This window comes from Neisseria sp. Marseille-Q1983 (assembly GCF_018224585.1).
GTDB lineage: Bacteria > Pseudomonadota > Gammaproteobacteria > Burkholderiales > Neisseriaceae > Neisseria > Neisseria polysaccharea.
In genome coordinates this window covers 1-23,745 of record NZ_JAGTUI010000016.1, presented here as the reverse complement: position 1 = coordinate 23,745, position 23,745 = coordinate 1, and the positions used below count along the sequence as shown (strand labels likewise).

Sequence of the window (23,745 nt, the reverse complement as noted above, 5' to 3'; positions counted from 1 at the left end):
ATCGTTATTTTTTAATCAACGGGAAGCCCAGTTTTTCGCGGCTTTCGACATATTTTTGCGCCACGGCGCGGCTCAACGCGCGGATGCGGCCGATGTAGGTGGCGCGCTCGGTAACGGAAATGGCACCGCGTGCGTCTAATAGGTTGAATGTATGCCCCGCTTTGAGGACGAGCTCGTAGGCAGGCAGGGCAAGGCTGACGTTTTCTTCGGCAAGCAGGCGTTTGGCTTGTGCTTCGTAGTCGTTGAACTGGCGCAGCAGCCAATCGGCATCGCTGTATTCGAAGTTGTAGGTGGATTGTTCGACTTCGTTTTGGTGGTACACGTCGCCGTAGCTTACGGTATTGCCGTCCGGCGTTTTTGCCCAAACGAGGTCATAGACGTTTTCTACGCCTTGCAGGTACATCGCCAAGCGTTCGATGCCGTAGGTAATTTCACCGAGTACGGGGGTGCAGTCGATGCCGCCGACTTGTTGGAAATAGGTAAACTGTGTTACTTCCATGCCGTTGAGCCAAACTTCCCAGCCCAAGCCCCATGCGCCGAGGGTGGGGTTTTCCCAATCGTCTTCGACAAAGCGGATGTCGTGCACTTTGGGGTCGATGCCCAATTCGCGCAGGGAGTCGAGATAGAGGTCTTGGATATTGGCGGGAGCGGGCTTGAGGGCGACTTGGAATTGGTAATAGTGTTGCAGGCGGTTGGGGTTGTCGCCGTAGCGACCGTCTTTGGGGCGGCGGCTGGGTTGGACGTAGGCGGCAAACCAAGGCTCGGGGCCGAGTGCGCGCAGACAGGTGGCGGGATGGGAAGTACCTGCGCCGACTTCCATGTCGAAAGGTTGGATGACGGTGCAGCCTTTGTCTGCCCAGAATGTTTGCAGTTTGAAGATGATTTGTTGAAAGGTGAGCATGACTTATTATTCGATAAAATAAAGGTTTTATTTTACTGTTTCCATTGCTGTTTGGATAGGTTTATCTCAAAGACAGACTGATTTGAAAACACGGCATACATGATATAGTGGATTAAATTTAAACCACTATATTTTCAAAACTTGGAAAAATAAAAAGCACGACCAAACGGTCGTGCTTTTCCAAACCAAACAAGTTTATTTCTTGTGCGAACGGATATAGTCCAAAGTTTTGAGCTGTGCAATCGCAGCAGCCAATGCTTTATGTGCTTCCGCCAAAGCCTTATCGTCTTTAGCTTGGGAAATGCCCGCTTCTGCGGCTTTTTTCGCCTCTTCCGCACGTGCCCGATCCATTTCTGCACTACGGACGGCAACATCCGCCAAGACAGTTACTTTATCAGGCTGTACTTCCAAAACACCGCCGGAAACAGCAACCAAAACCTCTTTATCCTCGCCCGGAACGGTCAAACGCAACGCGCCGGGACGCACCAAACTCATAATCGGCTCGTGTCGCGGATAAATACCGAGTTCGCCCTGTACAGTCGGAACAACGATAAATGTTGCCTCGCCTGAATAGATTTTCTGCTCGCTACTGACCACCTCAACTTGCATGATGCTCATGCCGACCTCCTCAGTTTAAGGTTTTCGCTTTCTCAACCGCTTCTTCGATGCTGCCGACCATATAGAATGCCTGCTCGGGCAGATGGTCGTATTCGCCGTTCAAGATGGCTTTGAAGCCGGCAATGGTATCGCGCAGGGCGACATATTTGCCCGGAGAACCTGTAAACACTTCGGCAACGTGGAACGGTTGGGACAGGAAGCGTTGGATTTTACGCGCACGCATTACGGTCAGTTTGTCTTCGTCAGACAATTCGTCCATACCCAAGATGGCGATGATGTCGCGCAATTCTTTGTATTTCTGCAGTGTGGACTGTACGCCGCGCGCCACGTCGTAGTGTTCTTGACCCAATACCATCGGATCCAATTGGCGCGAAGTGGAATCAAGCGGATCGACTGCCGGGTAAATACCCAAAGAGGCAATATCGCGGCTCAATACAACGGTTGCGTCCAAGTGGGCGAAAGTTGTTGCCGGAGACGGGTCGGTCAAGTCGTCCGCAGGTACATATACGGCTTGGATGGAAGTAATGGAACCGGTTTGGGTAGAGGTAATACGCTCCTGCAAACGACCCATTTCTTCAGCCAATGTCGGTTGGTAGCCCACTGCAGACGGCATACGACCCAACAATGCGGATACTTCGGTACCGGCCAAGGTGTAACGGTAGATGTTGTCAACGAAGAACAATACGTCGCGACCTTTGCCGTTTTCGTCTTTTTCATCACGGAAGTATTCCGCCATGGTCAGACCGGTCAATGCGACGCGCAGACGGTTGCCCGGAGGTTCGTTCATCTGACCGTAAACCATCGCCACTTTATCCAATACGTTGGAATCTTTCATCTCGTGGTAAAAGTCGTTACCTTCGCGGGTACGCTCGCCCACGCCGGCAAATACGGACAGACCGCTGTGCGCTTTGGCGATGTTGTTGATCAATTCCATCATGTTCACGGTTTTACCCACACCGGCACCACCGAACAAACCTACTTTACCACCCTTAGCAAACGGACACAGCAAGTCAATCACTTTAATGCCCGTTTCGAGCAATTCGGTTGTGGAAGACAGCTCGTCAAACTTAGGAGCGGCTTGGTGGATGGCACGGCTCTTGTCGGTATCGATCGGACCTGCTTCGTCAACAGGCGTTCCCAATACATCGACAATGCGTCCCAACGTACCTTTACCTACCGGCACAGTAATGGGCGCACCGGTATTGCTCACAGTCATGCCGCGTTTCAAACCGTCCGAGCTGCCCATCGCAATGGTACGGACTACGCCGTCGCCCAAAAGCTGTTGGACTTCCAAAGTCAGACCGTTTTCGTCTAATTTCAAAGCGTCGTAAACGCGCGGAATCATGTCGCGTGGAAATTCCACGTCAACAACCGCACCGATAATTTGTACGATTTTGCCTTGGCTCATTATCGTATCCTAATTTCCGTACAGGATTCAGACGGCATCAGACAGCCGCCGCACCTGCTACAATTTCTGACAATTCCGTGGTAATCGCAGCTTGACGCGATTTGTTATATACCAAACGCAACTCTTTGATGGCATTGCCTGCATTGTCTGTTGCAGCTTTCATGGCAACCATGCGGGCTGCCTGTTCGGATGCCATATTGTCGCTCAACGCCTGATAAACCACAGACTCTAAATAGCGGCGAACCAGATATTCCAACACTGCAAGTGCAGTCGGTTCGTAGCGGTATTCCCAGCTGAACGGTGATTTGGGAGCTGAATCGCCAATCACGTTCTCACCGATAGGCAGCAATACTTCCATTCTCGGTTCCTGACGCATGGTATTGACAAAACCCGAATACACCAGATGGATTCTGTCAATTTCATGTTTCTCATACCGTTGGAAGAGTTCTGTCAAAGGTCCGAGCAGCATTTCCATTTTTGGGGTATCGCCCAAATTTACGGCACTGGCAACCACATTCAGACCAATGCTCTGACACGCCATCAGACCTTTACTGCCAAGGCATACGATTTCCTCTTCAATACCTTGATTCTGATACTCTTGAACTTGTGCCAAAAACTTTTTCAGCACGTTGGCGTTCAAACCGCCACACAAACCCTTATCAGACGTAATCAAAATAAAACCGACACGTCTGATCTCCCGATGAGATTCCAATAACGGAATACCATGATCGGTATTGGTTTGCGCAAGATGGCTCATCACCATACGCACTTTTTCGGCATACGGACGCGCCAAACGCATCCGTTCCTGAGTCTTCCGCATTTTAGAGGTTGACACCATCTGCATCGCTTTAGTGATCTTTTGGGTATTCTGAACACTGCGGATTTTGGTGAGAATCTCTTTTCCTACTGCCATTTCAGACTCCTTTCACTTCAAGCCTTATGCCTGATAGGCGTAAGAAGATTTGAAGGATTTCATGGCTGCTTCAAGCGTTTTCTCGCTCTCGTCAGACATTGCACCTGAAGCATTGACGGCTTCCAAAACTTCCGGATGTTGGGTACGGACAAAGCTCAAAAATTCAGATTCAAAAGCCAGGGCTTTGGCAACCGGAACATCAGAATACGAACCGTTGTTGATTGCCCAAAGGGTCAAAGCCATTTCAGCCGTATTCAGCGTACTGAACTGTTTCTGTTTCATCAGTTCGGTTACGACTTCGCCATGCTCCAATTGTTTGCGCGTCGCTTCATCCAAATCGGATGCAAATTGCGAGAAAGCCGCCAATTCACGATATTGCGCCAATGCCAAACGGATACCGCCACCCAGCTTTTTAATCACTTTGGTTTGTGCAGCACCGCCTACGCGGGATACGGAAATACCGGCATTGATTGCAGGACGGATACCGGCGTTGAAGAGGTCGGTTTCCAAGAAAATCTGACCGTCGGTAATCGAAATGACGTTAGTCGGAACGAAAGCAGATACGTCGCCCGCTTGGGTTTCGATAATCGGCAACGCGGTCAGAGAACCGGTTTTGCCTTTTACTTCGCCGTTGGTCAATTTCTCCACTTCGTGTTCATTGACACGTGCCGCACGTTCCAACAGACGGGAGTGCAGGTAGAACACATCGCCGGGATAGGCTTCGCGGCCGGGCGGACGGCGCAAAAGCAGGGAAATTTGACGGTAAGCCACAGCCTGTTTGGACAAATCGTCATAAACAATCAAGGCATCTTCGCCACGGTCGCGGAAGAATTCACCCATCGTACAACCTGAATAAGGTGCGATATATTGCAATGCCGCCGCTTCAGATGCAGTTGCAGCAACCACAATCGTGTGTTCCATCGCGCCATGCTCTTCCAATTTGCGTACCACGTTGGCAATAGAAGATGCTTTTTGACCGATAGCGACATAGATACAGATAACACCCGTACCTTTTTGGTTGACGATGGCATCCAATGCCACAGCCGTTTTACCTGTCTGACGGTCGCCAATAATCAACTCACGTTGACCACGACCAACCGGAACCATAGAGTCAATGGCTTTCAGACCGGTTTGCATTGGTTGGTCAACCGATTTACGCGCAATCACGCCCGGTGCAATTTTCTCGATTGGAGCAGTCAATGTTGTGTTGATTGGACCTTTACCATCGATAGGACGACCCAATGCATCAACCACGCGGCCAACCAGTTCGCGACCGATCGGCACTTCCAAAATACGGCCGGTACAGGTAACTGTATCGCCTTCTTTAATGTGTTCGTACTCACCCAACACTACGGCACCGACGGAGTCGCGCTCCAAGTTCATGGCCAGACCGAAAGTGTTACCGGGGAATTCGAGCATCTCACCTTGCATCGCGTCTGACAAGCCATGAATGCGCACAATGCCGTCTGTAACAGAAACGACAGTACCACGGGTACGCACTTCTGCATTGACGGACAGATTTTCGATTTTGGCTTTAATCAAATCGCTAATTTCAGCAGGATTAAGCTGCATGAAAACTCTCCTAATTTGTCATAGTCGCATACAAAGCATTCAGTTTGCCTTGTACGGACAAATCCAAGACCTGATCACCCACCTCTACTTTGATGCCGCCAATTAATTCAGGGGCAACTTTAGCCACCACATCCAATTTGCTGTTGAAGCGTTTTATCAGGATATCGGTAACATCGGCCAGCTGCTGAGAACTGAGTTCATACGCGCTGTAAATTACTGCCGATTTCGTATTGTTGTGTATCAAGGTCAAATCTTGATATTGGGCATAAATTTCCGGCAATACCAGCAAACGCTTTTGCTCGGCCAAAACGGTAATAAAATTTGCCAATTCGACATTTTTGATACCGACAAGACCTTTGAGCGTTTCTGCCTTTTCAGAAGATCCCGTTTCCGGCTGCTCGATGAAAGCGATGACTTTCTCATCTTGAACAACCGCTGTGAGTTCTTTCAGTTCGCCCAACCAAGACTCGATTTGGTTTTTTTCCTGAGCCAGACTAAACAATGCTTTCGCATAAGGTCTGGCAATCGTTGCGAACTCTGCCATAAGATTACAGCTCCTGTTTTAAGGCACTGAGCAAATCTGCATGTTTGGAAGCATCGACTTCTTTACGCAGGATAGATTCCGCACCTTTAACAGCCAATGAAGCAACCTGTTCGCGCAACACTTCGCGTGCACGGTTAACTTCTTGCTCTACATCAGCTTTTGCTTGGGCTGCAATGCGTGCTGCTTCATGAGAAGCTTGCTCTTTGGCTTCTTCTACAATTTTTGCAGCACGTTTTTCGGCGTTGGCAACCATTTCGGTTACCTGATGACGCCCTTCGACCATAAGTTCTGCAACTTTTTTCTCTGCCTGCTCAAAATCGCTCTTACCGCGCTCGGCAGCAGCCAAGCCCTCGGCGATTTTTGCGGCACGCTCATCCAATGCTTTGGCAATCGGTGGCCATACGAATTTCATCGTAAACCAAACCAAGCCAAAGAAAACTAGGATTTGCGCAAATAAGGTTGCATTAATATTCACGTTACTTAACCTTCGTATCTGGGTTAATCAAACAGACGGTAAGCCTGTATCTGAACGGATTTCTCCGTCTTGATTACGCAGCACCAAACGGGTTAACGAAGGCGAACAACAGGGCAATAGCCACACCGATCAAGAAGGCCGCGTCAATCAGACCAGCGATCAAGAACAGTTTGGTTTGCAGAGGACCAATCAGCTCAGGTTGACGAGCAGAAGATTCCAAATATTTAGAACCGACCATTGCGATACCGATAGAGGCACCCAGTGCGCCCAATGCAACGATCAAACCACATGCGATAGCAATCAAACCCATTTTAAACTCCTTAAAGAAACAAAGGTTAAACTACAAAAAACAAACTACTTAAGAAAATCAGTGCGCATCATGTGCCTGTCCGATATAGACAAACGCCAACGCCATGAAAATAAACGCCTGCAGGGTAATCACCAAAATATGGAAAATCGCCCATGCCAAACCGGCAATAATGTGGAAGACAAACAGAATCGGATCCATTACTTCGATGCTGCCGGAAGCCGCCCAAGCACCGCCAAGCAAGGCTATCAGCAAGAATACCAATTCGCCCGCATACATATTGCCGAACAGCCGCATACCGTGGGATACGGTTTTAGAAAGAAACTCGACCAAATTCAACAGAAAGTTCGCAGGTGCGAGTTTTGCACCGAACGGCGCGCTGAACAACTCGTGAAACCATCCGCCCAATCCTTTGATTTTGATGTTGTAATAAATACAAATCAGCAACACGCCGACAGCGAGTGCCAAAGTGGTGTTCAAATCGGCAGTCGGCACGACGCGCAGCAGGGCGTGATGGTTGCCGGTAATGCCCTGCCATACCATCGGCAGCAAATCGACCGGCAGCATATCCATCGCGTTCATCAGGAAAATCCAGACAAACAGCGTCAGACCCAACGGCGCGACGGCTTTTCTAGACTTTTCATTGTGAATGATGCTCTTACACATATCGTCCACAAACTCGAACAAGATTTCCACGGCGGCCTGAAAACGTCCGGGAACGCCTGCCGTCGCTTTTTTTGCACCGCGCCACAACAGAAAGCTGCCGATTACGCCCAACAGGACGGCAAAAAAGACGGCATCAAGGTTAATAAACGAAAAATCAGCAATGTTTTTCAGTCCCTGACCCTGAGTAACATCCGACAAACTGGTCAAGCTCTGCAAGTGGTGCTTGATGTAGTCGGCAGCGGTAATGGTTTCACCTGCCATAATCTTTCACTCTCAACAATACTAAAAAAACCAAATGGCTGACACCGAGCAGCCCCATTAGAAACGGGGCGAACACCAGCGATTGATGCCATATTGCAAATACGGCAAGCATAGACAACAGCGACAGCACTACTTTTAAAATCTCTCCGAAGACGAACATCCTGCTTTGCAGGAAAGGGTTTCCCCTGAAAAGTTTTAAAAGTAAAACTGCAACAAACGTGGGAAGCAGGTAGGACAAACCGCCCCCGACCGCCGAAAGGAATCCGGCAAAACCCCATACGGCAAAGGCAACTGCGGCGCATATGGACAATACGGCGGATTGTAGGATGATAATCTGCTTCATAAAGGGAATGTTTCCGCCTCGGATTTGAGGCGCGGCTAATATAATTTAGAAGCCTTATTACGTCAAGCGACAGTTAATCTTTGTGAAACAACGTATCCCAATCCGCCGCACCCGCCGCCTGAATAACGGCGGCAGGTGTCATTCTAACACACATTACATATAATTACAGATTATTGGAAAGTTTGTCCGAATTTCTTTACGTTTTATGTTTCAGACGGCATATCCTGCAAAATTAAGGCAGGTAATCTATTCCCAACTGCTTCAAGATGTGGTCGAAGGTTTCGGGCGTGTCGAAATGCAGGATGATTCTGCCTTTTTTATGGTTGGCGGTTTTGATTTCGGCGTTAACACCCAGTTTTTCAGTCAGCAAATCATTCAGGCGGCCGATGTCGGCGGCGGCAGTTTTTTTGGGCTCGGGGCGTTTGTTTTGAAGGGCGGCCTGGCTGCGGCGTTCGACTTCGCGCACCGACCAGCCGTTTTTGACGGCCTTTTGCGCCAACTCGAGCTGTTCGACGACGGGCAGGGTCAGCAGTGCGCGGGCGTGCCCCATTTCGAGGCGGCGTTGGTAAAGCATTTCCTGCACGGGTTCGGGCAGGCTTAAAAGGCGCAGGCTGTTGGAAATCGCGCTTCGGCTTTTGCCGACGGCTTGGGCGATGGTTTCGTGGGTCAGCCCGAACTCGTCGGCAAGGCGTTTCAAGCCTTGTGCTTCTTCGATGGGGTTGAGGTTTTCGCGCTGGAGGTTTTCGATCAAACCCATTGCCAATGCGGTTTCGTCGCTGATGGTTTTGATAACGGCGGGGATTTCGGTCAGGCCGGCAATCTGTGCGGCGCGCCAACGGCGTTCGCCTGCAATCAGTTCGTATCGGGACAGTCCGTGTTCGCGCACGATGACGGGCTGTATCACGCCTTGCGCCTTAATCGAATCTGCCAGTTCCTGCAAGGCTTCGTCATCGATTTGAACACGCGCCTGATAGCGGCCGGGCCGGATATCTTTAACCGCAACCGTGGTCAATCGGTCGCCGCTGCTGTTGTCCGCGCCGTTGGCGAGCAGCGAATCCAAGCCGCGCCCCAATCCGCCTTTTACTTTTGCCATACCGCCCTCCCGTGCCTATTCAGATAGGATGTTAAATCGGGTATTTTATCGGATATTGGGTGTTGCCGACAATTTGTATCCGTGTTTATCGGATTTCTGTTTTTTCACTATAATAGCCGGTTTGCCGTTGCAGGCGGTTTTATGGGAAAGGCGGATGATGGTACGGCGTTTGATAATCGGCATCAGCGGGGCGAGCGGTTTCCAATACGGCGTGAAGGCTTTGGAACTTTTGCGCGCGCAAGATGTCGAAACGCACCTTGTGGTATCGAAAGGCGCGGAGATGGCGCGCTCTTCGGAAACGGCTTATGCGAGAGACGAAGTGTATGCCTTGGCGGACTTCGTGCATCCGATCGGCAATATCGGGGCGTGCATTGCCAGCGGTACGTTTAAAACGGACGGGATGCTGGTCGCCCCCTGTTCGATGCGGACGCTTGCCTCGGTCGCGCACGGCTTCGGCGACAACCTCTTGACGCGTGCGGCGGATGTGGTTTTGAAGGAAAGGCGGCGGCTGGTGCTGATGGTGCGCGAAACGCCGCTGAACCTTGCCCATTTGGACAATATGAAGCGGGTAACGGAAATGGGCGGCGTGGTGTTTCCCCCTGTTCCTGCGATGTACCGCAAGCCGCAAACCGCAGACGATATTGTTACACACAGTGTCGCACACGCGCTGTCGCTGTTCGGAATCGATACGCCGGATTCGGCGGAATGGCAGGGGATGGCGGATTAAAGGACAAAAATGCCGTCTGAACACGGAATGCGGTTCAGACGGCATCATTTTATACGACTGCCTTATTTGGCTGCGCCTTCATTCCATGCGGCAGGGTATTTGTAGCCCTCGAAGCGTTTGTGCGCGTAGGCTTTGAACGCGTCGGAGTTATAGGCCTCGGTTACGTCTTTGAGCCATTGGCTGTCTTTGTCGGCGGTTTTGACGGCAGACCAGTTGACATAGGCAAAGCTCGGTTCTTGGAACAAGGCTTCGGTCAGCTTCATGCCGCTGCTTATGGCGTAGTTGCCGTTGACGACGGCAAAATCCACGTCGGCACGGCTGCGCGGCAGTTGCGCGGCTTCAAGCTCGACGATTTTGATGTTTTTCAGGTTTTCGGCGATGTCCGCTTTGGATGCGGTCAGCGGATTGATGCCGTCTTTGAGTTTGATCCAACCCAGTTCGTTCAGCATCACCAAGGCGCGTGCGAAGTTGGACGGGTCGTTGGGCGCGGATACGGTGCTGCCGTCTTTGACTTCTTCCAGCGATTTCAGCTTGCCCGGATACAGTCCCAAAGGCGCGGTCGGCACTTGGAAGGCTTCGGTGATGTCCAGATTATGTTCTTTTTTGAAATCGTCAAGATAGGGTTTGTGTTGGAAGATGTTGATGTCCAACTCGCCCTCCGCCAATGCCAGATTCGGGCGCACATAGTCGGTAAACTCGACCAATTTGACGGTGTAGCCTTTTTTCTCCAGCTCGGGTTGGATTTGTTCTTTGACCATATCGCCGAAGTCGCCGACAGTCGTGCCGAAGACGATTTCTTTTTTCGCCGCGCCGTTGTCGGCGGCGGCAGAAGCGGATGCGGCGGGCGCGCTGTCCTGTTGGCCGCCGCAGGCGGCGAGGATGAGCGCGAGTGCGGCGGCGGAAAGGGTTTTGAAGAAGGTTTTCATATTTTCTCCTGATGTTGTGGCGGTTTCAAACAAAAATGACGGGCAGGAAACCCTGCCGTCCGGATTCGGCGTTCAGACGGCATTTGCCGCGAACAGGGGGATTTTATAGCATTTTTCGGATAGCGGTGGGGGTTTTGGCGTTCGGACGGCATCGAACCGCAGCCGAACCGATGCCGTGGCGGGTTTTTCGCCCGCCTTTTTCAGACGGCATTTTTGTAGAGGCGGAAGAGGAAGGCGGTGCGTTCGCTGTCGCTGTTGCCGCCTGTGTAGCCGTAGGCCTCGTCCACGGCATCGTCGAGGGCGTTGTGGGCGGCGGCGAGGGCGGGGGGCATGGTGTCGGGGTTGTAGAGGGTGGCGGGTGTGGGCATGGGGCGGCGTTCTTTTTCTGGCAGGGTCCGGTTGAGGCGGCGGATGCGTTCGGTTTCGGCGGCGCGTGCGTCGAGGACGGCTTGGGCTGCGGTTTCGATGGCGGCGCGGCAGGGGTTTTCGGGGAAGGGGAAGTTGTTGTACACGATACTTGCCGAGTATTGGTAACGGCTTTCCAATCTGCCTGCGACGGTGCGCATGAAGGCGTTGTGCATGGTGGAGCTTAGGATGCCGAAGTGGCAGAGGGTGGCGTTGGGGATAATCAATGCGCTTCCGTTGGCAATGGTTTCAGGTTCGATGTAACCGATGGGAAGAAAACGGCGGTTTTCAGACGACACTTTGGGCAACAGCAGATAACGGCTGTCAGGTTGGCGGATTTCGCCGAACAAGTGCGGTGTTTCAGCCAGTTTTACAGTGGCTGCGCGCGAACTGGACAGGCGGTAGGCTTTGACTTGCCCTACCCGTTCCGAAGCAAATTTGCTTTGGGACAGGCGTTCTTGATCGACGTTTTCCAACCACAGGCAATAACGTTTTTCATTGTTCAGAAATTCGCTGCCGCCCATATAGGGGCGGATCAGTTCGCTATTTTCGGGGTCTTCGTTTAATGCCGTCTGAAACGCTTCTTGAGACAGAATCAGCAAGCCGTTGTCAATCGGCATGCTTCCGTAATTCATTGTCGGAACATCTGTTGATACGGGGCGGCTTCTTTTGGCGGGCAGGATATTGTCTGCTTCAAGCAGATAAGGATTGATTTTGCGGACTTGGTGTTCTTTGCCGTCGCCGCCGATGTCTTGGCTGTAATCCCAAAGGCTGAGGCGTTCGCCTTTTTGGATTTCGTCGCGGTCGAAGCCGATGATGACGCAGTGGACGGCAGCGGTGCCTTTGCCTTCGTTGTTCCATTTGAAGGTGCGGTGGGCGAAGCGGATGCGGATGCCGTCTGAAAGCAGGGGCTTCCAGAGGGCGGGGACTTGTTCGCCTTGGGTGATGGAGTTGGTGGAAACGAAGGCGGTGCGGATTTTGGGGTTGTGTTTCATCAATTCGTTTGCTTTGAAATACCAAGCTGTAACGTAATCGAGAATCCCCGAACCTTTGAGATGTCCTACCACTTTTTCCATATCTTTTTTCTGTTCGGCATTTTGTTCTTTTTTGCCTAAAAACGGTGGGTTGCCGACGATATAGTCGAGGTTTTGGGGGGATATGGCGTCTGCCCAGTCGGTTTGGAGGGCGTTGGCGCAGCGGATGTCGGCTTTGTGGGCGAGGGGGATGCGTTTGTAGCCGTCTTGGTAGAGGCGGTTCATCTGGTGGTCGGTGAGCCACATGGCAACGGTGGCGATTTCGACGGCGGCGGGGTCGATTTCGATGCCGTGGAATTGGTGGACGTCGCATTGGGACTGCATTTGCTGTGCGCCGGGAATGCGGGCGAGTTGGCGGATTGCCTGCATTTCAAGCAGGCGGATTTCGCGGTAGGCGACGATGAGGAAGTTGCCGCAGCCGCAGGCGGGGTCGAGGATTTGGAGGGTTTGCAGGCGGGTGATGTAGCGGGCGAGTTTTTTGGGGTCGCCGGCGGCCTGCTCAAGCTCGGCTTTGAGGCGGTCGAGAAAGAGGGGGGCGATGGCGCGTTTAATGTTTTTTTCACTGGTGTAGTGTGCGCCGAGTTCGCGGCGGCGGACGGATTTTTTGCCGCCGCCGGGTGCGTCGGCGTTTTCCATAATGTTTTGGAAGAGTGTGCCGAAGATGTCGGGTGAAATGAGGCTCCAGTCGATTTCGCAGCATTCGAGGAGGGTGCGGCGCATAGAGGCGTTGAAGACGAATTCGTCTATGCCGTCTGAAAAAAGTTTGCCGTTGATGTAGGGGAATTTGAGGCGGAAGCCGCTGTATTGGTCAAGCAGGGCGCGGGGGGTGGTGCGGCGTTTGTCTTCGGGGGTGTCGAGCCATTTGTAGAGGGCGTTGAGGCGGCTGCCGAGGTCTGCGCCGTCGGCGAGGCTTTCTTCGACAAGTTGCTCGAAGGCTTTGTTTTGGGCGAAGAGTCCGGTATCGTCGGCAAAGAGGCAGAAGAGGATGCGGACGAGCATGGTTTGGAGTTCTGCGCCTTGGTAGCCTTGTTTGTGGAATTCTTGGTGCAGGGCGGCGAGTTTGGCGGCGGCGGCTATAGTCAGGGCTTCGTTGCGCTCGGCAATGGCGGCTTCGTAGCCTGCGATGAAGGCGAAGTCTTGGACGTGGGCGCGGAAGCCGGTGAGTTTGATTTTGAGGGTTTTGTCGAGGACGATGCCGGTAAAGCCTTGGTTCAGCTCGTAAAGGTGGAGGTTTTTGAAGTCGGAGACGAGGATGTGGCGGGGCTTGTCTTCGATGCGCTCTATGAGTTGGACGTATTCCAGGGCTTGGATGAAGGCGGCTTCGAGGTCTTCGCCGGCGGATTTCATTTCTATCATCAGCAGGCCGGGGAAGAAGCCGTCGATGCGGTTGATGCCTTTGAGGTCGGCTTTGCGGACGCGGTGTTCGTATTGGACGGCGAAGTGTGCGTCGAGGCCGTACACTTTGCATAAGGCGGCGATGAATTTTTGGGCGTGCCCCATTTCGTAATGCAGGGGTTCGCAGTCGCGGATGAATTGTTCGGCGTTGTGTTGGAGGGTTTGGAGGTCTGGGGTCATGATGCGTGCCTGTTGGGAAAATGCCGTCTGAAGTGTGCTTTCAGACGGCATTCGGGTTTAACGTTTGTCGAGTTTCCGCGCCAACGCGTTGCCGGTGCTTTGAATCAGGATGACCAGCAGCACGAGGAGGGCGACGATGAAGACGATGACTTCGGTTTGGTAGCGGTAGTAGCCGTAGCGGATGGCGAGGTCGCCCAAGCCGCCGCCGCCTATCATTCCTGCCGCCGCGCTGTATGACAAAAGTCCGATGGCAAGCACGGTGATGCTGGAAACCATACCCGCGCGCGCTTCATTTAAGAGGACTTTGCGGACGATGGCAACCGGCGGCGCACCCATCGCGGCGGCGGCTTCAATCACGCCTTTGGGGACTTCGCGCAGGTTTTGTTCCACCAAACGGGCAAAATAAAACAATCCCGACACGCTCAACACCAGCGAGGCGGCAACCGGGCCGATGGTGCTGCCGACGATGACGCGTGTGGCGGGTATCATCGCAATCATCAGGATGACGAAGGGGAAGGCGCGCATGAGGTTGACTAAGTTGTCGAGCAGGAAATTTACCGGCTTGCTGTAATGCAACTGGCGGCTGGAGGTTACGAAGAGCAGCACGCCCAGCAGCGTGCCGAAGATGACGGCGAATGTGGTGGACAGCCCGACCATCACAAAGGTTTCGCCCAAGGCGCGGACGATTTCGCCTTTCATACCGATGATGTTGGAAACGGCTTGTTGGAATGTTAAGTCTGCCATATCAGTCCTCCCGAATCAGTTCGCGCCCGATGTCGGATCGGGCGTGGATTTGGTTGCCGCGTACTTCGACGATTTCGACGACTTTGCCTTTATCCAAGAGGGCGGCGCGGTCGCACAGTCGTCTGATGACGCTCATTTCGTGGGTTACGATGACGATGGTTACGTTGAAGCGTTTGTTGATGTCTTCCAAACATTCCAAGACGCTGCGCGTGGTGGCGGGGTCGAGGGCGGAAGTGGGTTCGTCGGCGAGGATGACTTGCGGCTTGGATGCGAGCGCGCGGGCGATGCCGACGCGCTGTTTTTGTCCGCCGGAAAGCTGGGCGGGATAGTGGCCGGTGCGTTCGGTCAGTCCGACGATTTCAAGGCATTCTTTGACGCGCGCTTTGATTTTTTCAGACGGCCATCCGGCGATTTCCAAAGGAAAGGCGACATTGCCGGCGACGGTGCGGTTGCTCAAAAGATTGAACTGTTGAAATACCATGCCGATATTCTGCCGCGCCTGACGCAATGCGGCGGCATCAAGCGCGGTCAGCTCTTGTCCGCAGACGTTGACCTTGCCCGTGTCGGGACGTTCCAACAGGTTAATCAGCCGCAACAGGGTGGATTTGCCCGCGCCGGAATAGCCCATCAGCCCGAAGATTTCGCCGTCGCGGATTTCGAGGCTGGTCGGCTCGACGGCGGCAAAACGGGTCTTGTCGCGCGTTTGGTAATGCTTGGAAACCTTGTCCAAAATAATCATTGTCTTTCCCATAAAACAAAGCCCGATGTCGGACACAACGGGCGCGGAAGATAAAGCTGGAATTGTCGGAACGCTTTAGCTGTTATGCCCGCAAGCTGTGTCAAATCGGCAGGTTAATTTTCGTAGGATATTATCGGGAAAGCGTTTTTTTGTCAATAAGGCAGGAAGCGGGCAACCATTTCGGACAATATAGTGGATTAACAAAACCCAGTACGGCGTTGCCTCGCCTTGCCGTACTATTTGTACTGTCTGCGGCTTCGTCGCCTTGTCCTGATTTTTGTTAATCCACTATACCGTCTGAAACGGGCAAAGGCAGCGGTTTTCACCAAAACGGCAAATGATTGAAAAATATAAATTATGTCGGAAACATTCCAAAGGCGGTGCAGTTTCGGCATATAATTCGGGCAAACGCCTGTTCAGACGGCATTTTGTCTTTTCCAACCCTGACCGTTCAGGGTTCCGATTCTTAAGGAAATCCGATGTACCTACCCTCTATGAAGCATTCCCTGCCGCTGCTGGCGGCCCTGGTGCTTGCCGCGTGTTCTTCGACACACGCGCCCGGCGGCAAGACCCCGGCAGGCAATATAGAAACTGCCGGTCTTTCGGCAAGCGTTCCCACCCGCCCTGCCGAACCCGAAGGAAAAACGCTGGCAGATTACGGCGGCTACCCGTCCGCACTGGATGCAGTGAAACAAAAAAACGATGCCGCCGTCGCCGCCTATTTGGAAAACGCCGGCGACAGCGCGATGGCAGAAAATGTCCGCAACGAGTGGCTGAAGTCTTTGGGCGCGCGCAGACAGTGGACGCTGTTTGCACGGGAATACGCCAAACTCGAACCTGAAGGGCGCGCCCAAGAAGTCGAATGCTACGCCGATTCGAGCCGCAACGACTATACGCGTGCCGCCGAACTGGTTAAAAATACGGGCAAACTGCCTTCGGGCTGCACCAAACTGTTGGAACAGGCAGCCGCATCCGGCTTGTTGGACGGCAACAATGCCTGGAGGCGCGTTCGCGGACTGTTGGCCGGCCGCCAAACCACAGACGCACGCAACCTTGCCGCCGCATTGGGCAGCCCATTTGACGGCGGCACACAAGGTTCGCGCGAATATGCCCTGTTGAACGTCATCGGCAAAGAAGCACGCAAATCGCCGAATGCCGCCGCCCTGCTGTCCGAAATGGAAAACGGTTTAAGCCCCGAACAACGCAGTTTCGCGTGGGGCGTATTGGGGCATTATCAGTCGCAAAACCTCAATGTGCCTGCCGCCTTGGACTATTACGGCAAAGTTTCCGACCGCCGCCAACTGACCGATGACCAAATCGAGTGGTACGCCCGCGCCGCCTTGCGCGCCCGACGTTGGGACGAGCTGGCTTCCGTTATCTCGCATATGCCCGAAAAACTGCAAAAAAGCCCGACCTGGCTCTACTGGCTGGCACGCAGTCGCGCCGCAACGGGCAACACGCAAGAGGCGGAAAAACTTTACAAACAGGCGGCAGCGACGGGCAGGAATTTTTATGCCGTACTGGCAGGGGAAGAGTTGGGGCGCAAAATCGATACGCGCAACAATGTTCCCGATGCCGGTAAAAACAGCGTCCTCCGTATGGCGGAAGACGGCGCAGTCAAACGCGCACTGGTATTGTTCCAAAACAGCCGAACCGCCGGCGATGCAAAAATGCGCCGTCAGGCTCAGGCGGAATGGCGTTTTGCCACGCGCGGCTTCGATGAAGACAAGCTGCTGACCGCCGCGCAAACCGCGTTCGACCACGGTTTTTACGATATGGCGGTCAACAGCGCGGAACGCACCGACCGCAAACTCAACTACACCTTGCGCTACATTTCGCCGTTTAAAGACACGGTAATCCGCCACGCGCAAAATGTTAATGTCGATCCGGCGTGGGTTTACGGGCTGATTCGTCAGGAAAGCCGCTTCGTTATGGGCGCGCAATCCGGCGTAGGCGCGCAGGGGCTGATGCAGGTTATGCCCGCCACCGCGCGCGAAATCGCCGGCAAAATCGGTATGGATGCCGCACAACTTTACACCGCCGACGGCAATATCCGTATGGGAACGTGGTATATGGCGGACACCAAACGCCGCCTGCAAAACAACGAAGTCCTCGCTACCGCAGGCTATAACGCCGGCCCCGGCAGGGCGCGCCGATGGCAGGCGGACACGCCCCTCGAAGGCGCGGTATATGCCGAAACCATCCCGTTTTCCGAAACGCGAGACTATGTCAAAAAAGTGATGACCAATGCCGCCTACTACGCCTCCCTCTTCGGCGCGCCGCACATCCCGCTCAAACAGCGTATGGGCATTGTCCCCGCCCGCTGACGTACCGATGCCGTCTGAAACCCGCCCGGCCTTTCAGACGGCATTTTTATCCCGAACGGCATTGACGGCGAACCATAAATATAAGACAATCCGAAAATTATTTTTCCTGCTTTTTCAAGCAGCTTGACACGGCACAAGCCGACCCGTTAGGAGGTGATGTTTCCGTCACGGCGCGTATCCCGCCGCCGCAAGGCACAGCGATACGGTAAACCTTCAACACCGTCTGCCCTACCCTTTCCACCGATATGATGGGCAGATGAAACAACCGAATTTATTAAAGGAAATAAAATGCCTGCAATCCGCGTAAAAGAGAATGAACCCTTTGAAGTCGCTATGCGCCGTTTCAAACGCGCCGTAGAAAAAACCGGCCTGCTGACCGAGCTGCGCGCCCGCGAAGCCTACGAAAAACCGACTACCGAACGCAAACGCAAAAAAGCGGCAGCCGTAAAACGCCTGCAAAAACGCCTGCGCAGCCAACAACTGCCGCCCAAAATGTACTAAACGTTCAAGTACAGATTACAGGTCAGCCCTGTGATATGAGGACACACCGCAAGACCTGCTCTGCGGTGTGTTTTGCTTTTCAGACGGCATCGAAACCCGCCGTTTCCATCCGACATCCCAGCGAGGACATCATGAGCCTGAAAATCCGCCTTACCGAAGACATGAAAACCGCGATGCGCGCCAAAGACCAAGTTTCCCTCGGCACCATCCGCCTCATCAACGCCGCCGTCAAACAGTTTGAAGTGGACGAACGCACCGAAGCCGACGATGCCAAAATCACCGCCATCCTGACCAAAATGGTCAAACAGCGCAAAGACAGCGCGAAAATCTACACTGAAGCCGGCCGCCAGGATTTGGCAGATAAAGAAAACGACGAAATCGAGGTACTGCACCGCTACCTTCCCCAAATGCTTTCCACCGGCGAAATCCGTACTGCGGTCGATGCCGCCGTTGCCGAAACCGGCGCGGCAGGTATGGCGGATATGGGCAAGGTGATGGGCGTATTGAAAACCCGCCTCTCCGGCAAAGCCGATATGGGCGAAGTCAACAAAATCCTGAAAGCCGTACTGACCGCCTGATTGTATGAATATAAGGAAAAATGCCGTCTGAAGCCCGTATCGCAGGTTCAGACGGCATTTTCAATATCCCAATATCGAATCGGCAGGGGCAACACGGTTTTGATACGCCGAAACGGGTTTTGCCGATAAACAGATTCCGTTTGCGCCCCATCGGACAAAATGCTGTCTGAAACACGATTCCGTTCAGACGGCATAGATTTATTTGACCAATTTCAAGCCTTTTTTGGCGGGTCGGGGCGCGGTTTCGGCAGAGGTGTTTTCAGGCGGCGTATCGGGGCGGTACTCCTCCAATTCAAACCCCATACCTTCTCCGGTCTCCCGTGCAAAAATGCTGAGGACGTGTCCGACAGGTATCCATATGTCGTGCGCCTGTCCGCCGAAGCGGGCGGAAAAGCTGATCCAATCGTTGTCGATTTGAAGGTTTTGCGTGGCGGTCGCGCCGATGTTGAGCATAATTTCGTTGTCGCGGACGTACTGCATGGGGACGCGCGTGTGTTCGTTGACCCAGACAAGGATGTGCGGTGTGAGACTGTTGTCGCTGCACCATTCGCAAAGTGCGCGGAGAATATAGGGTTTGGTTGAGGTGGGCATAATGGGTTCCGTGTTGTACGCCAAAATAGGAAAATGCCTGCAAAACGACGGGTTTTGCAAGCATTCCGGGCTTATTTGCGCATGGCTTTTTCGGCGGGTGTCAGTGCTTCGATAAAGGCTTCGCGCTGGAAGATGCGCTCGGCGTATTTGAGCAGCGGCGCGGCACTTTTGCCCAGTTTGACATCGTAGTGGTCGAGCCGCCACAGCAGCGGGGCCAGGGCGACATCAATCATAGAAAAATCTTCGCCGAGGATGTATTTGCTTTTGCTGAACGAAGGGGCAAGCATCGTCAGACCGTTGCCGATGGCTTCGCGCGCTTTCGCCTGTTCCTTGTTGGTAGCGGCGGGGTTTTCCAAAACTTGGGCGTGGTTGAACAATTCTTTTTCCATACGGTACAGCACCAGCCGGCCCCGGCCGCGCATAACGGGATCGCCGGGCATAAGCTGCGGATGGGGGAAGCGTTCGTCAATGTATTCATTGATGATGTTGGACTCGTGCAGCACCAAATCGCGCTCGACCAGCACGGGGACTTGGTTGTATGGGTTCATGACGGCGAGGTCTTCGGGCTTGTTGTAAATATCGACGTCTTTGATTTCAAAATCCATACCTTTTTCGTACAAAACGAAGCGGCAGCGGTGGCTGAAGGGGCAGGTAATGCCGGAATAGAGGGTCATCATAATAATTGTCGCTCCTGTGTGATGCCTACAAAACGGCTGATTTATAAAGGTTTAATCGCGCAATTATACGCGATTTCCGGCACTTAATCCAGAAATTCGGCTCAATCTGTTGTTTTTAATATATTTTCCCCGATTTTCCGTATCAGTGCGAACTTACTGTCTTTGTTGCGCGGGCGCGCACCCTGCCAAACCGTCTGCCAGCCTTGCGGCGCATCCGCGTTTTGGGGCAGGCGGACGATACGGTAGCGGCATTGTACATCGCCGACGCGGTGCGGCAATGTGCCGTACTGCGTCCAAACAATCCGCGTGTGCAGGTCGCCGCTGTCTATGCCGATACACTCGATGCCGTCTGAAAGCTCCCGTTTCAATTCCGGGGAAAGCGATGCCTCCATACTCCGGACGACGGGCGCGTGGCTTTTCGCCGCGTCCAGCCACGGCAGGAACAGCGTCATCAGCAAAGCCCAGGTCAGGGTAACGCCTGCCGCCCAGTTGGTAACCGCCTGCCTGCCGCGTATGTTTTTCCGGGTAATCGCCCACAGCCACAAGGGTGTGAACAGTACGGCAACCGCCATCGGAATAGGATCGATATCAGGAACATAATACGGGCTGAAATAGGCGGCACGTTCGGCAAGCTTGGCGGGCCAGCCGTAATTCATCGCAAAAAAGCCCGTCCACAGGAACACGGCAAACAGTCCGAACGCCATAATGCCGAACCAGTTGACAAACGCCGCCGCGCCGCGCCTCAGGCTGTCCAGTTGCGCCGCGCCGAACAGGGCGAGCGGCGGCAGCAGCCAAACGAAGTTGTCCTGAAAACGCTGCGGATTGGCGGCGAGCAGCACCAAAACGGCAAGCATCCACACAACGCCCAAAATCCCCCAGTCGGTCGAAAACAGGCGCGTGCGGCAAACCGTCCAAACCGCCAGCGGCAGCGCAGGCAATGCAAACCAAAGCAGGTTTTTCAGATAGTAAAACAAACTAAATGCCGTCTGAACGTGCCGCACGCCGCCGAACGTACCGAAAACGTGATAGTCGAGCCATTGCGCGAACAGTGCCGGCTGCGTTTTTGCCAACAGCAGGGGATAGACAGTCAGCAGCGGCAGGGCAAAGGCAAGCGAGGCGACTGCCGTCAACATCAAACGCCTGCTTTGCCACGGACGGAAAAACATCAGCACGGGCAGGGGCAGCATCAGGGCAAATGCCGCCGGATAAGCTGCCGCCAGCGACATCAGCGTCCAACCCGTACCGAGCAGGAAAGAGGCGGCAATCACGCGCCGGCGTGCCAGCGAGTAGCCGTGCAGCACCAGCCCTGCGGCGGCAAAGGCGGCGGCGGCGGGATTGAGGAAATGGGCAACCGGAATCAGCCCGATACAGCCGATAAGGATTAAAACAACGCTGCGCCCGTGGTGTCTGCCCAAAAAGTTGAAACCGGCAAAGCCGCAGGAAGTCAGCCCGACAACGGCGAAAAACACGCCGGCAAAGCGTGCGGCATCATACGGGTCGGCAGCCCACGGCGACAGCAAATGTTTGAACGCGGCGGCAACCCAAAGATACACGGGCGGTATGCCGAAATCGATTTGACCGAACAGATGGGCAACCAAAGGGGTGGGGCTGCCTGCCAGTGCTTCGACGGCGGTATAGACGGCAGGTTCGTCAGGATTCCACAAATCGTGGGAAAACACGCCGGGCCACAACCAGGCAAACGCCATCAACAGCAGCAGCCACGGCTTTTCGTGGGTTTTGGCGGGCGGGCGGGCATCGGGCGGGGTATAGGTCAGCATAAGCGTGAGAAGAAATGGACGGATTGCCAAGTGTAGCAAATATTCGCACAAAGGTCGTGCAGAGACTGCTTCAGACGGCATCAGACACAAAAAGACCGGCAACAAAAAAGACTGCACGGGGCAGTCTTTGCAGATACTATCTTTTTCATAATATTTTTTCCCGGCCCAACACAGTCCATAGCATATCAAAACTGTTGTTTCCAATCAGGATATATATCCCCAATCCTAAATAAACAACGGCAACAAACCATCTGCTATATTTTTCCAAAGTTTCTCCGACAGAAGGGACTTGTGCCAATTTTTGGGCAGAAAAAACCAAGAGATAAATCATGACTAGAAAGGTAAGTAAAGCCACTATCAAATTCGCTGAATTTAAGGTAGTAAAATATGGGACAAAGACACCAATATTGTCAGCGCCACAACTTGCAAAAGTAATCATAGCGACTAGAAAAATCAGGTTTCTATTATCTTTGCGCAAACCCTCTTTGGCAATAGCCTCTCCATCGGAATCTCCTAAAAGCAAAACTTTGATGCCTAGGAAAATCGGAATCAAGCCGAGCAAACCTAAAATCTCTTTACTAGGAATATAATCTAAGACAAATGCAAAAAGCAAACTTAGCAATATCAGGCTAACAGAGCCTAGAAATTGGCCTAAATAGATGTTAATGATGTCTTTTCTGCTTTTTCTTTTGGCAAAAAATAACATTAGGATAATAAGTAAGTCTACGGCTGTCCCAAAATACAGGATTATTGAAGTAACGACATTTTGAATCATAAAACATCTCATTCAAATATATTTTTTTAATGTATTCAAACATTAAACCTTGTAGATGTCAACTTCAACCCCGTCAAAATATAGTGGATTAACAAAAACCAGTACGGCGTTGCCTCGTCTTAGCTCAAAGAGAACGATTCTCTAAGGTGCTGAAGCACCAAGTGAATCGGTTCCGTACTATCTGTACTGTCTGCGGCTTCGTCGCCTTGTCCTGATTTTTGTTAATCCACTATATAGATAAGAAGTCAGTGTGCCAAATATTAAAAAGCCCTGCCATCGAAATGATGGCAGGGCTTAATTCTTGCAAAGCGGCAATCAGCGTTTGAACAGGTTGCCGAATTTGTTGTTGAATTTGTCCACGCGGCCGGTGGTATCGACGATTTTCTGGGTGCCGGTATAAAACGGGTGGCACAGGGAGCAAACCTCGATATTGAAGTTTTCTTTTTCCATCGCGGATTTGGTTACAAATTTGTTGCCGCAGGAGCAGGTAACGTTGACTTCGTGGTAGTTCGGGTGAATACCTTGTTTCATTTGATTTCCTTTCAAAAAAGCGGGCATAGGGGATGTACCTATGCTACAGACAAGTCCGACATTCTCTCTATTTTCTGTTGTTACGTCAAGAGGATATTCGATAAAATGTAAAAAGTTCTTTTGAGGGAGGTTTGATGGGATCAAAATTCTTTTTCCTGCTGCTGCGCTTCGCCGGTTCGGTGTTGCCGCCGTCGCATATGCGCGGCATCGGCATCGTCGGCAGACGGGTGCGCGGTTTTCTGGCACGGCGGATTTCTCCGCATATCGGACGCGGGGTCAATATCGAACGCGGTGCCTATGTGTTCCCGGATACGGTTTTGGGCGATGGTTCCGGTATCGGGGTAAACTGTGAAATCTGCCGTGGGCTGGTGGTTGGCAAAAATGTGATGATGGGGCCGGAATGCCTGTTCTATTCGACCAACCACAAGTTTGACCGTGAAAACAAACGTTTTGAGGGCTACACGGAAATCCGTCCGATTACGTTGGAGGACGATGTCTGGCTGGGGCGCAGGGTGATTGTGATGGCGGGCGTAACCGTCGGACGCGGTTCGGTCGTGGGCGCAGGCGCGGTGGTTACAAAAGACATTCCACCCTACTCTTTGGCAGCAGGCAATCCGGCAGTGGTGAAAAAGAATCTGCTGGATGATTAAATGCCGTCTGAACGTGTCGGGGCGGATAATCTATAGTGGATTAACAAAAATCAGGACAAGGCGACGAAGCCGCAGACAGTACAAAT

26 protein-coding genes are annotated in these 23,745 nt (G+C 52.9%); 6 read left to right on the top strand and 20 right to left on the bottom strand.

The window, feature by feature from the left end; genetic code table 11:
* Positions 1-4: 4 nt before the first annotated feature.
* From glyQ to KEM39_RS05320, 11 genes are all read right to left on the bottom strand, one after another.
* Positions 5-901, bottom strand: a complete 897-nt coding sequence (gene glyQ, locus KEM39_RS05370) for a glycine--tRNA ligase subunit alpha (RefSeq protein ID WP_025457641.1) — start codon at positions 899-901, stop codon at positions 5-7.
* Between the two features lie 195 nt (positions 902-1,096).
* The gene (locus KEM39_RS05365) at positions 1,097-1,519 is read right to left on the bottom strand and encodes a F0F1 ATP synthase subunit epsilon (RefSeq protein WP_025457640.1); all 423 of its coding nucleotides are present in this window, start codon (positions 1,517-1,519) and stop codon (positions 1,097-1,099) included.
* Positions 1,520-1,529: 10 nt separating this feature from the next.
* Positions 1,530-2,927: a F0F1 ATP synthase subunit beta gene (atpD, locus tag KEM39_RS05360; RefSeq protein ID WP_002218047.1), complete on the bottom strand. Its 1,398-nt coding sequence runs from the start codon at positions 2,925-2,927 to the stop codon at positions 1,530-1,532.
* A gap of 37 nt (positions 2,928-2,964) precedes the next feature.
* The gene (gene atpG / locus KEM39_RS05355) at positions 2,965-3,840 is read right to left on the bottom strand and encodes a F0F1 ATP synthase subunit gamma (protein WP_002214786.1); all 876 of its coding nucleotides are present in this window, start codon (positions 3,838-3,840) and stop codon (positions 2,965-2,967) included.
* 24 nt (positions 3,841-3,864) lie between these two features.
* A complete protein-coding gene (atpA, locus tag KEM39_RS05350) occupies positions 3,865-5,412 on the bottom strand; it encodes a F0F1 ATP synthase subunit alpha (RefSeq protein ID WP_025457639.1) in 1,548 nt (515 codons plus the stop codon).
* 10 nt (positions 5,413-5,422) lie between these two features.
* Positions 5,423-5,956, bottom strand: a complete 534-nt coding sequence (locus tag KEM39_RS05345) for a F0F1 ATP synthase subunit delta (protein WP_025457638.1) — start codon at positions 5,954-5,956, stop codon at positions 5,423-5,425.
* A gap of 4 nt (positions 5,957-5,960) precedes the next feature.
* The gene (locus tag KEM39_RS05340; protein WP_101119100.1) at positions 5,961-6,431 is read right to left on the bottom strand and encodes a F0F1 ATP synthase subunit B; all 471 of its coding nucleotides are present in this window, start codon (positions 6,429-6,431) and stop codon (positions 5,961-5,963) included.
* A gap of 73 nt (positions 6,432-6,504) precedes the next feature.
* Entirely contained in the window at positions 6,505-6,741 is a 237-nt protein-coding gene (gene atpE / locus KEM39_RS05335; RefSeq protein WP_003676106.1) for a F0F1 ATP synthase subunit C, read from the bottom strand.
* A gap of 57 nt (positions 6,742-6,798) precedes the next feature.
* On the bottom strand, positions 6,799-7,665 hold the full coding sequence (atpB, locus tag KEM39_RS05330; RefSeq protein WP_025457637.1) for a F0F1 ATP synthase subunit A: 867 nt from the start codon (positions 7,663-7,665) through the stop codon (positions 6,799-6,801).
* Complete coding sequence (locus tag KEM39_RS05325; protein WP_002214803.1) at positions 7,655-8,008, bottom strand: ATP synthase subunit I; 354 nt, start codon at positions 8,006-8,008, stop codon at positions 7,655-7,657. Before KEM39_RS05325 ends, atpB begins: the two co-directional genes overlap by 11 nt.
* A gap of 232 nt (positions 8,009-8,240) precedes the next feature.
* On the bottom strand, positions 8,241-9,101 hold the full coding sequence (locus tag KEM39_RS05320) for a ParB/RepB/Spo0J family partition protein (protein ID WP_101129555.1): 861 nt from the start codon (positions 9,099-9,101) through the stop codon (positions 8,241-8,243).
* A gap of 157 nt (positions 9,102-9,258) precedes the next feature.
* Here KEM39_RS05320 and KEM39_RS05315 point away from each other — a divergent pair, with 157 nt between their 5' ends.
* Positions 9,259-9,828: a UbiX family flavin prenyltransferase gene (locus KEM39_RS05315; RefSeq protein ID WP_180301969.1), complete on the top strand. Its 570-nt coding sequence runs from the start codon at positions 9,259-9,261 to the stop codon at positions 9,826-9,828.
* Positions 9,829-9,890: 62 nt separating this feature from the next.
* Here the strand turns inward: KEM39_RS05315 and KEM39_RS05310 are convergent, their stop codons facing one another.
* From KEM39_RS05310 to KEM39_RS05295, 4 genes are all read right to left on the bottom strand, one after another.
* Entirely contained in the window at positions 9,891-10,754 is an 864-nt protein-coding gene (locus KEM39_RS05310; RefSeq protein ID WP_101129556.1) for a MetQ/NlpA family ABC transporter substrate-binding protein, read from the bottom strand.
* A 200-nt stretch (positions 10,755-10,954) separates the two neighbouring features.
* Entirely contained in the window at positions 10,955-13,819 is a 2,865-nt protein-coding gene (locus tag KEM39_RS05305) for a DNA methyltransferase (protein WP_118997117.1), read from the bottom strand.
* A 6-nt stretch (positions 13,820-13,825) separates the two neighbouring features.
* Complete coding sequence (locus KEM39_RS05300; protein ID WP_101129558.1) at positions 13,826-14,512, bottom strand: methionine ABC transporter permease; 687 nt, start codon at positions 14,510-14,512, stop codon at positions 13,826-13,828.
* 1 nt (position 14,513) lies between these two features.
* Positions 14,514-15,251, bottom strand: a complete 738-nt coding sequence (locus tag KEM39_RS05295) for a methionine ABC transporter ATP-binding protein (RefSeq protein WP_101129559.1) — start codon at positions 15,249-15,251, stop codon at positions 14,514-14,516.
* A gap of 479 nt (positions 15,252-15,730) precedes the next feature.
* Between KEM39_RS05295 and ltgA the strand changes: the two genes are divergently transcribed.
* From ltgA to KEM39_RS05275, 4 genes are all read left to right on the top strand, one after another.
* On the top strand, positions 15,731-17,578 hold the full coding sequence (gene ltgA / locus KEM39_RS05290; protein WP_101129561.1) for a lytic transglycosylase LtgA: 1,848 nt from the start codon (positions 15,731-15,733) through the stop codon (positions 17,576-17,578).
* A 288-nt stretch (positions 17,579-17,866) separates the two neighbouring features.
* On the top strand, positions 17,867-18,079 hold the full coding sequence (gene rpsU, locus KEM39_RS05285; RefSeq protein ID WP_002214819.1) for a 30S ribosomal protein S21: 213 nt from the start codon (positions 17,867-17,869) through the stop codon (positions 18,077-18,079).
* A 131-nt stretch (positions 18,080-18,210) separates the two neighbouring features.
* Positions 18,211-18,657, top strand: a complete 447-nt coding sequence (locus tag KEM39_RS05280) for a GatB/YqeY domain-containing protein (RefSeq protein ID WP_180301970.1) — start codon at positions 18,211-18,213, stop codon at positions 18,655-18,657.
* Positions 18,658-18,677: 20 nt separating this feature from the next.
* Complete coding sequence (locus KEM39_RS05275; RefSeq protein WP_009345481.1) at positions 18,678-18,827, top strand: hypothetical protein; 150 nt, start codon at positions 18,678-18,680, stop codon at positions 18,825-18,827.
* A gap of 28 nt (positions 18,828-18,855) precedes the next feature.
* On the opposite strand, the gene KEM39_RS05270 is transcribed toward KEM39_RS05275, so the two are convergent.
* The 5 genes from KEM39_RS05270 to rpmE form a co-directional block, all read right to left on the bottom strand.
* The gene (locus tag KEM39_RS05270) at positions 18,856-19,248 is read right to left on the bottom strand and encodes a ClpXP protease specificity-enhancing factor (RefSeq protein ID WP_101129563.1); all 393 of its coding nucleotides are present in this window, start codon (positions 19,246-19,248) and stop codon (positions 18,856-18,858) included.
* A 71-nt stretch (positions 19,249-19,319) separates the two neighbouring features.
* Entirely contained in the window at positions 19,320-19,925 is a 606-nt protein-coding gene (locus KEM39_RS05265; protein WP_003750963.1) for a glutathione S-transferase N-terminal domain-containing protein, read from the bottom strand.
* Between the two features lie 101 nt (positions 19,926-20,026).
* On the bottom strand, positions 20,027-21,703 hold the full coding sequence (locus KEM39_RS05260; RefSeq protein ID WP_118997118.1) for an ArnT family glycosyltransferase: 1,677 nt from the start codon (positions 21,701-21,703) through the stop codon (positions 20,027-20,029).
* Positions 21,704-21,848: 145 nt separating this feature from the next.
* Complete coding sequence (locus KEM39_RS05255; protein WP_192886292.1) at positions 21,849-22,478, bottom strand: CadD family cadmium resistance transporter; 630 nt, start codon at positions 22,476-22,478, stop codon at positions 21,849-21,851.
* Between the two features lie 315 nt (positions 22,479-22,793).
* Complete coding sequence (gene rpmE, locus KEM39_RS05250) at positions 22,794-23,009, bottom strand: 50S ribosomal protein L31 (protein WP_003713538.1); 216 nt, start codon at positions 23,007-23,009, stop codon at positions 22,794-22,796.
* A 134-nt stretch (positions 23,010-23,143) separates the two neighbouring features.
* Between rpmE and KEM39_RS05245 the strand changes: the two genes are divergently transcribed.
* Positions 23,144-23,659, top strand: a complete 516-nt coding sequence (locus KEM39_RS05245; protein ID WP_192886293.1) for an acyltransferase — start codon at positions 23,144-23,146, stop codon at positions 23,657-23,659.
* The last annotated feature ends 86 nt before the right edge of the window (positions 23,660-23,745 follow it).

Bases quoted from the DNA above. Each gene is read 5' to 3' on its own strand.
- glyQ (WP_025457641.1), bottom strand. From the start codon at position 901: ATGCTCACCTTTCAACAAATCATCTTCAAACTGCAAACATTCTGGGCA.
- KEM39_RS05305 (WP_118997117.1), bottom strand. From the start codon at position 13,819: ATGCCGTCTGAAAGCACACTTCAGACGGCATTTTCCCAACAGGCACGC.
- KEM39_RS05325 (WP_002214803.1), bottom strand. From the start codon at position 8,008: ATGAAGCAGATTATCATCCTACAATCCGCCGTATTGTCCATATGCGCC.
- KEM39_RS05260 (WP_118997118.1), bottom strand. From the start codon at position 21,703: ATGCTGACCTATACCCCGCCCGATGCCCGCCCGCCCGCCAAAACCCAC.
- atpB (WP_025457637.1), bottom strand. From the start codon at position 7,665: ATGGCAGGTGAAACCATTACCGCTGCCGACTACATCAAGCACCACTTG.
- rpsU (WP_002214819.1), top strand. From the start codon at position 17,867: ATGCCTGCAATCCGCGTAAAAGAGAATGAACCCTTTGAAGTCGCTATG.
- atpE (WP_003676106.1), bottom strand. From the start codon at position 6,741: ATGGGTTTGATTGCTATCGCATGTGGTTTGATCGTTGCATTGGGCGCA.
- KEM39_RS05280 (WP_180301970.1), top strand. From the start codon at position 18,211: ATGAGCCTGAAAATCCGCCTTACCGAAGACATGAAAACCGCGATGCGC.
- KEM39_RS05365 (WP_025457640.1), bottom strand. From the start codon at position 1,519: ATGAGCATCATGCAAGTTGAGGTGGTCAGTAGCGAGCAGAAAATCTAT.
- ltgA (WP_101129561.1), top strand. From the start codon at position 15,731: ATGTACCTACCCTCTATGAAGCATTCCCTGCCGCTGCTGGCGGCCCTG.
- atpD (WP_002218047.1), bottom strand. From the start codon at position 2,927: ATGAGCCAAGGCAAAATCGTACAAATTATCGGTGCGGTTGTTGACGTG.
- KEM39_RS05255 (WP_192886292.1), bottom strand. From the start codon at position 22,478: ATGATTCAAAATGTCGTTACTTCAATAATCCTGTATTTTGGGACAGCC.
- KEM39_RS05300 (WP_101129558.1), bottom strand. From the start codon at position 14,512: ATGGCAGACTTAACATTCCAACAAGCCGTTTCCAACATCATCGGTATG.
- KEM39_RS05295 (WP_101129559.1), bottom strand. From the start codon at position 15,251: ATGATTATTTTGGACAAGGTTTCCAAGCATTACCAAACGCGCGACAAG.
- KEM39_RS05270 (WP_101129563.1), bottom strand. From the start codon at position 19,248: ATGCCCACCTCAACCAAACCCTATATTCTCCGCGCACTTTGCGAATGG.
- KEM39_RS05315 (WP_180301969.1), top strand. From the start codon at position 9,259: ATGGTACGGCGTTTGATAATCGGCATCAGCGGGGCGAGCGGTTTCCAA.
- KEM39_RS05265 (WP_003750963.1), bottom strand. From the start codon at position 19,925: ATGATGACCCTCTATTCCGGCATTACCTGCCCCTTCAGCCACCGCTGC.
- KEM39_RS05245 (WP_192886293.1), top strand. From the start codon at position 23,144: ATGGGATCAAAATTCTTTTTCCTGCTGCTGCGCTTCGCCGGTTCGGTG.
- KEM39_RS05275 (WP_009345481.1), top strand. From the start codon at position 18,678: ATGCCGTCTGAAGCCCGTATCGCAGGTTCAGACGGCATTTTCAATATC.
- KEM39_RS05320 (WP_101129555.1), bottom strand. From the start codon at position 9,101: ATGGCAAAAGTAAAAGGCGGATTGGGGCGCGGCTTGGATTCGCTGCTC.
- KEM39_RS05345 (WP_025457638.1), bottom strand. From the start codon at position 5,956: ATGGCAGAGTTCGCAACGATTGCCAGACCTTATGCGAAAGCATTGTTT.
- atpA (WP_025457639.1), bottom strand. From the start codon at position 5,412: ATGCAGCTTAATCCTGCTGAAATTAGCGATTTGATTAAAGCCAAAATC.
- atpG (WP_002214786.1), bottom strand. From the start codon at position 3,840: ATGGCAGTAGGAAAAGAGATTCTCACCAAAATCCGCAGTGTTCAGAAT.
- rpmE (WP_003713538.1), bottom strand. From the start codon at position 23,009: ATGAAACAAGGTATTCACCCGAACTACCACGAAGTCAACGTTACCTGC.
- KEM39_RS05310 (WP_101129556.1), bottom strand. From the start codon at position 10,754: ATGAAAACCTTCTTCAAAACCCTTTCCGCCGCCGCACTCGCGCTCATC.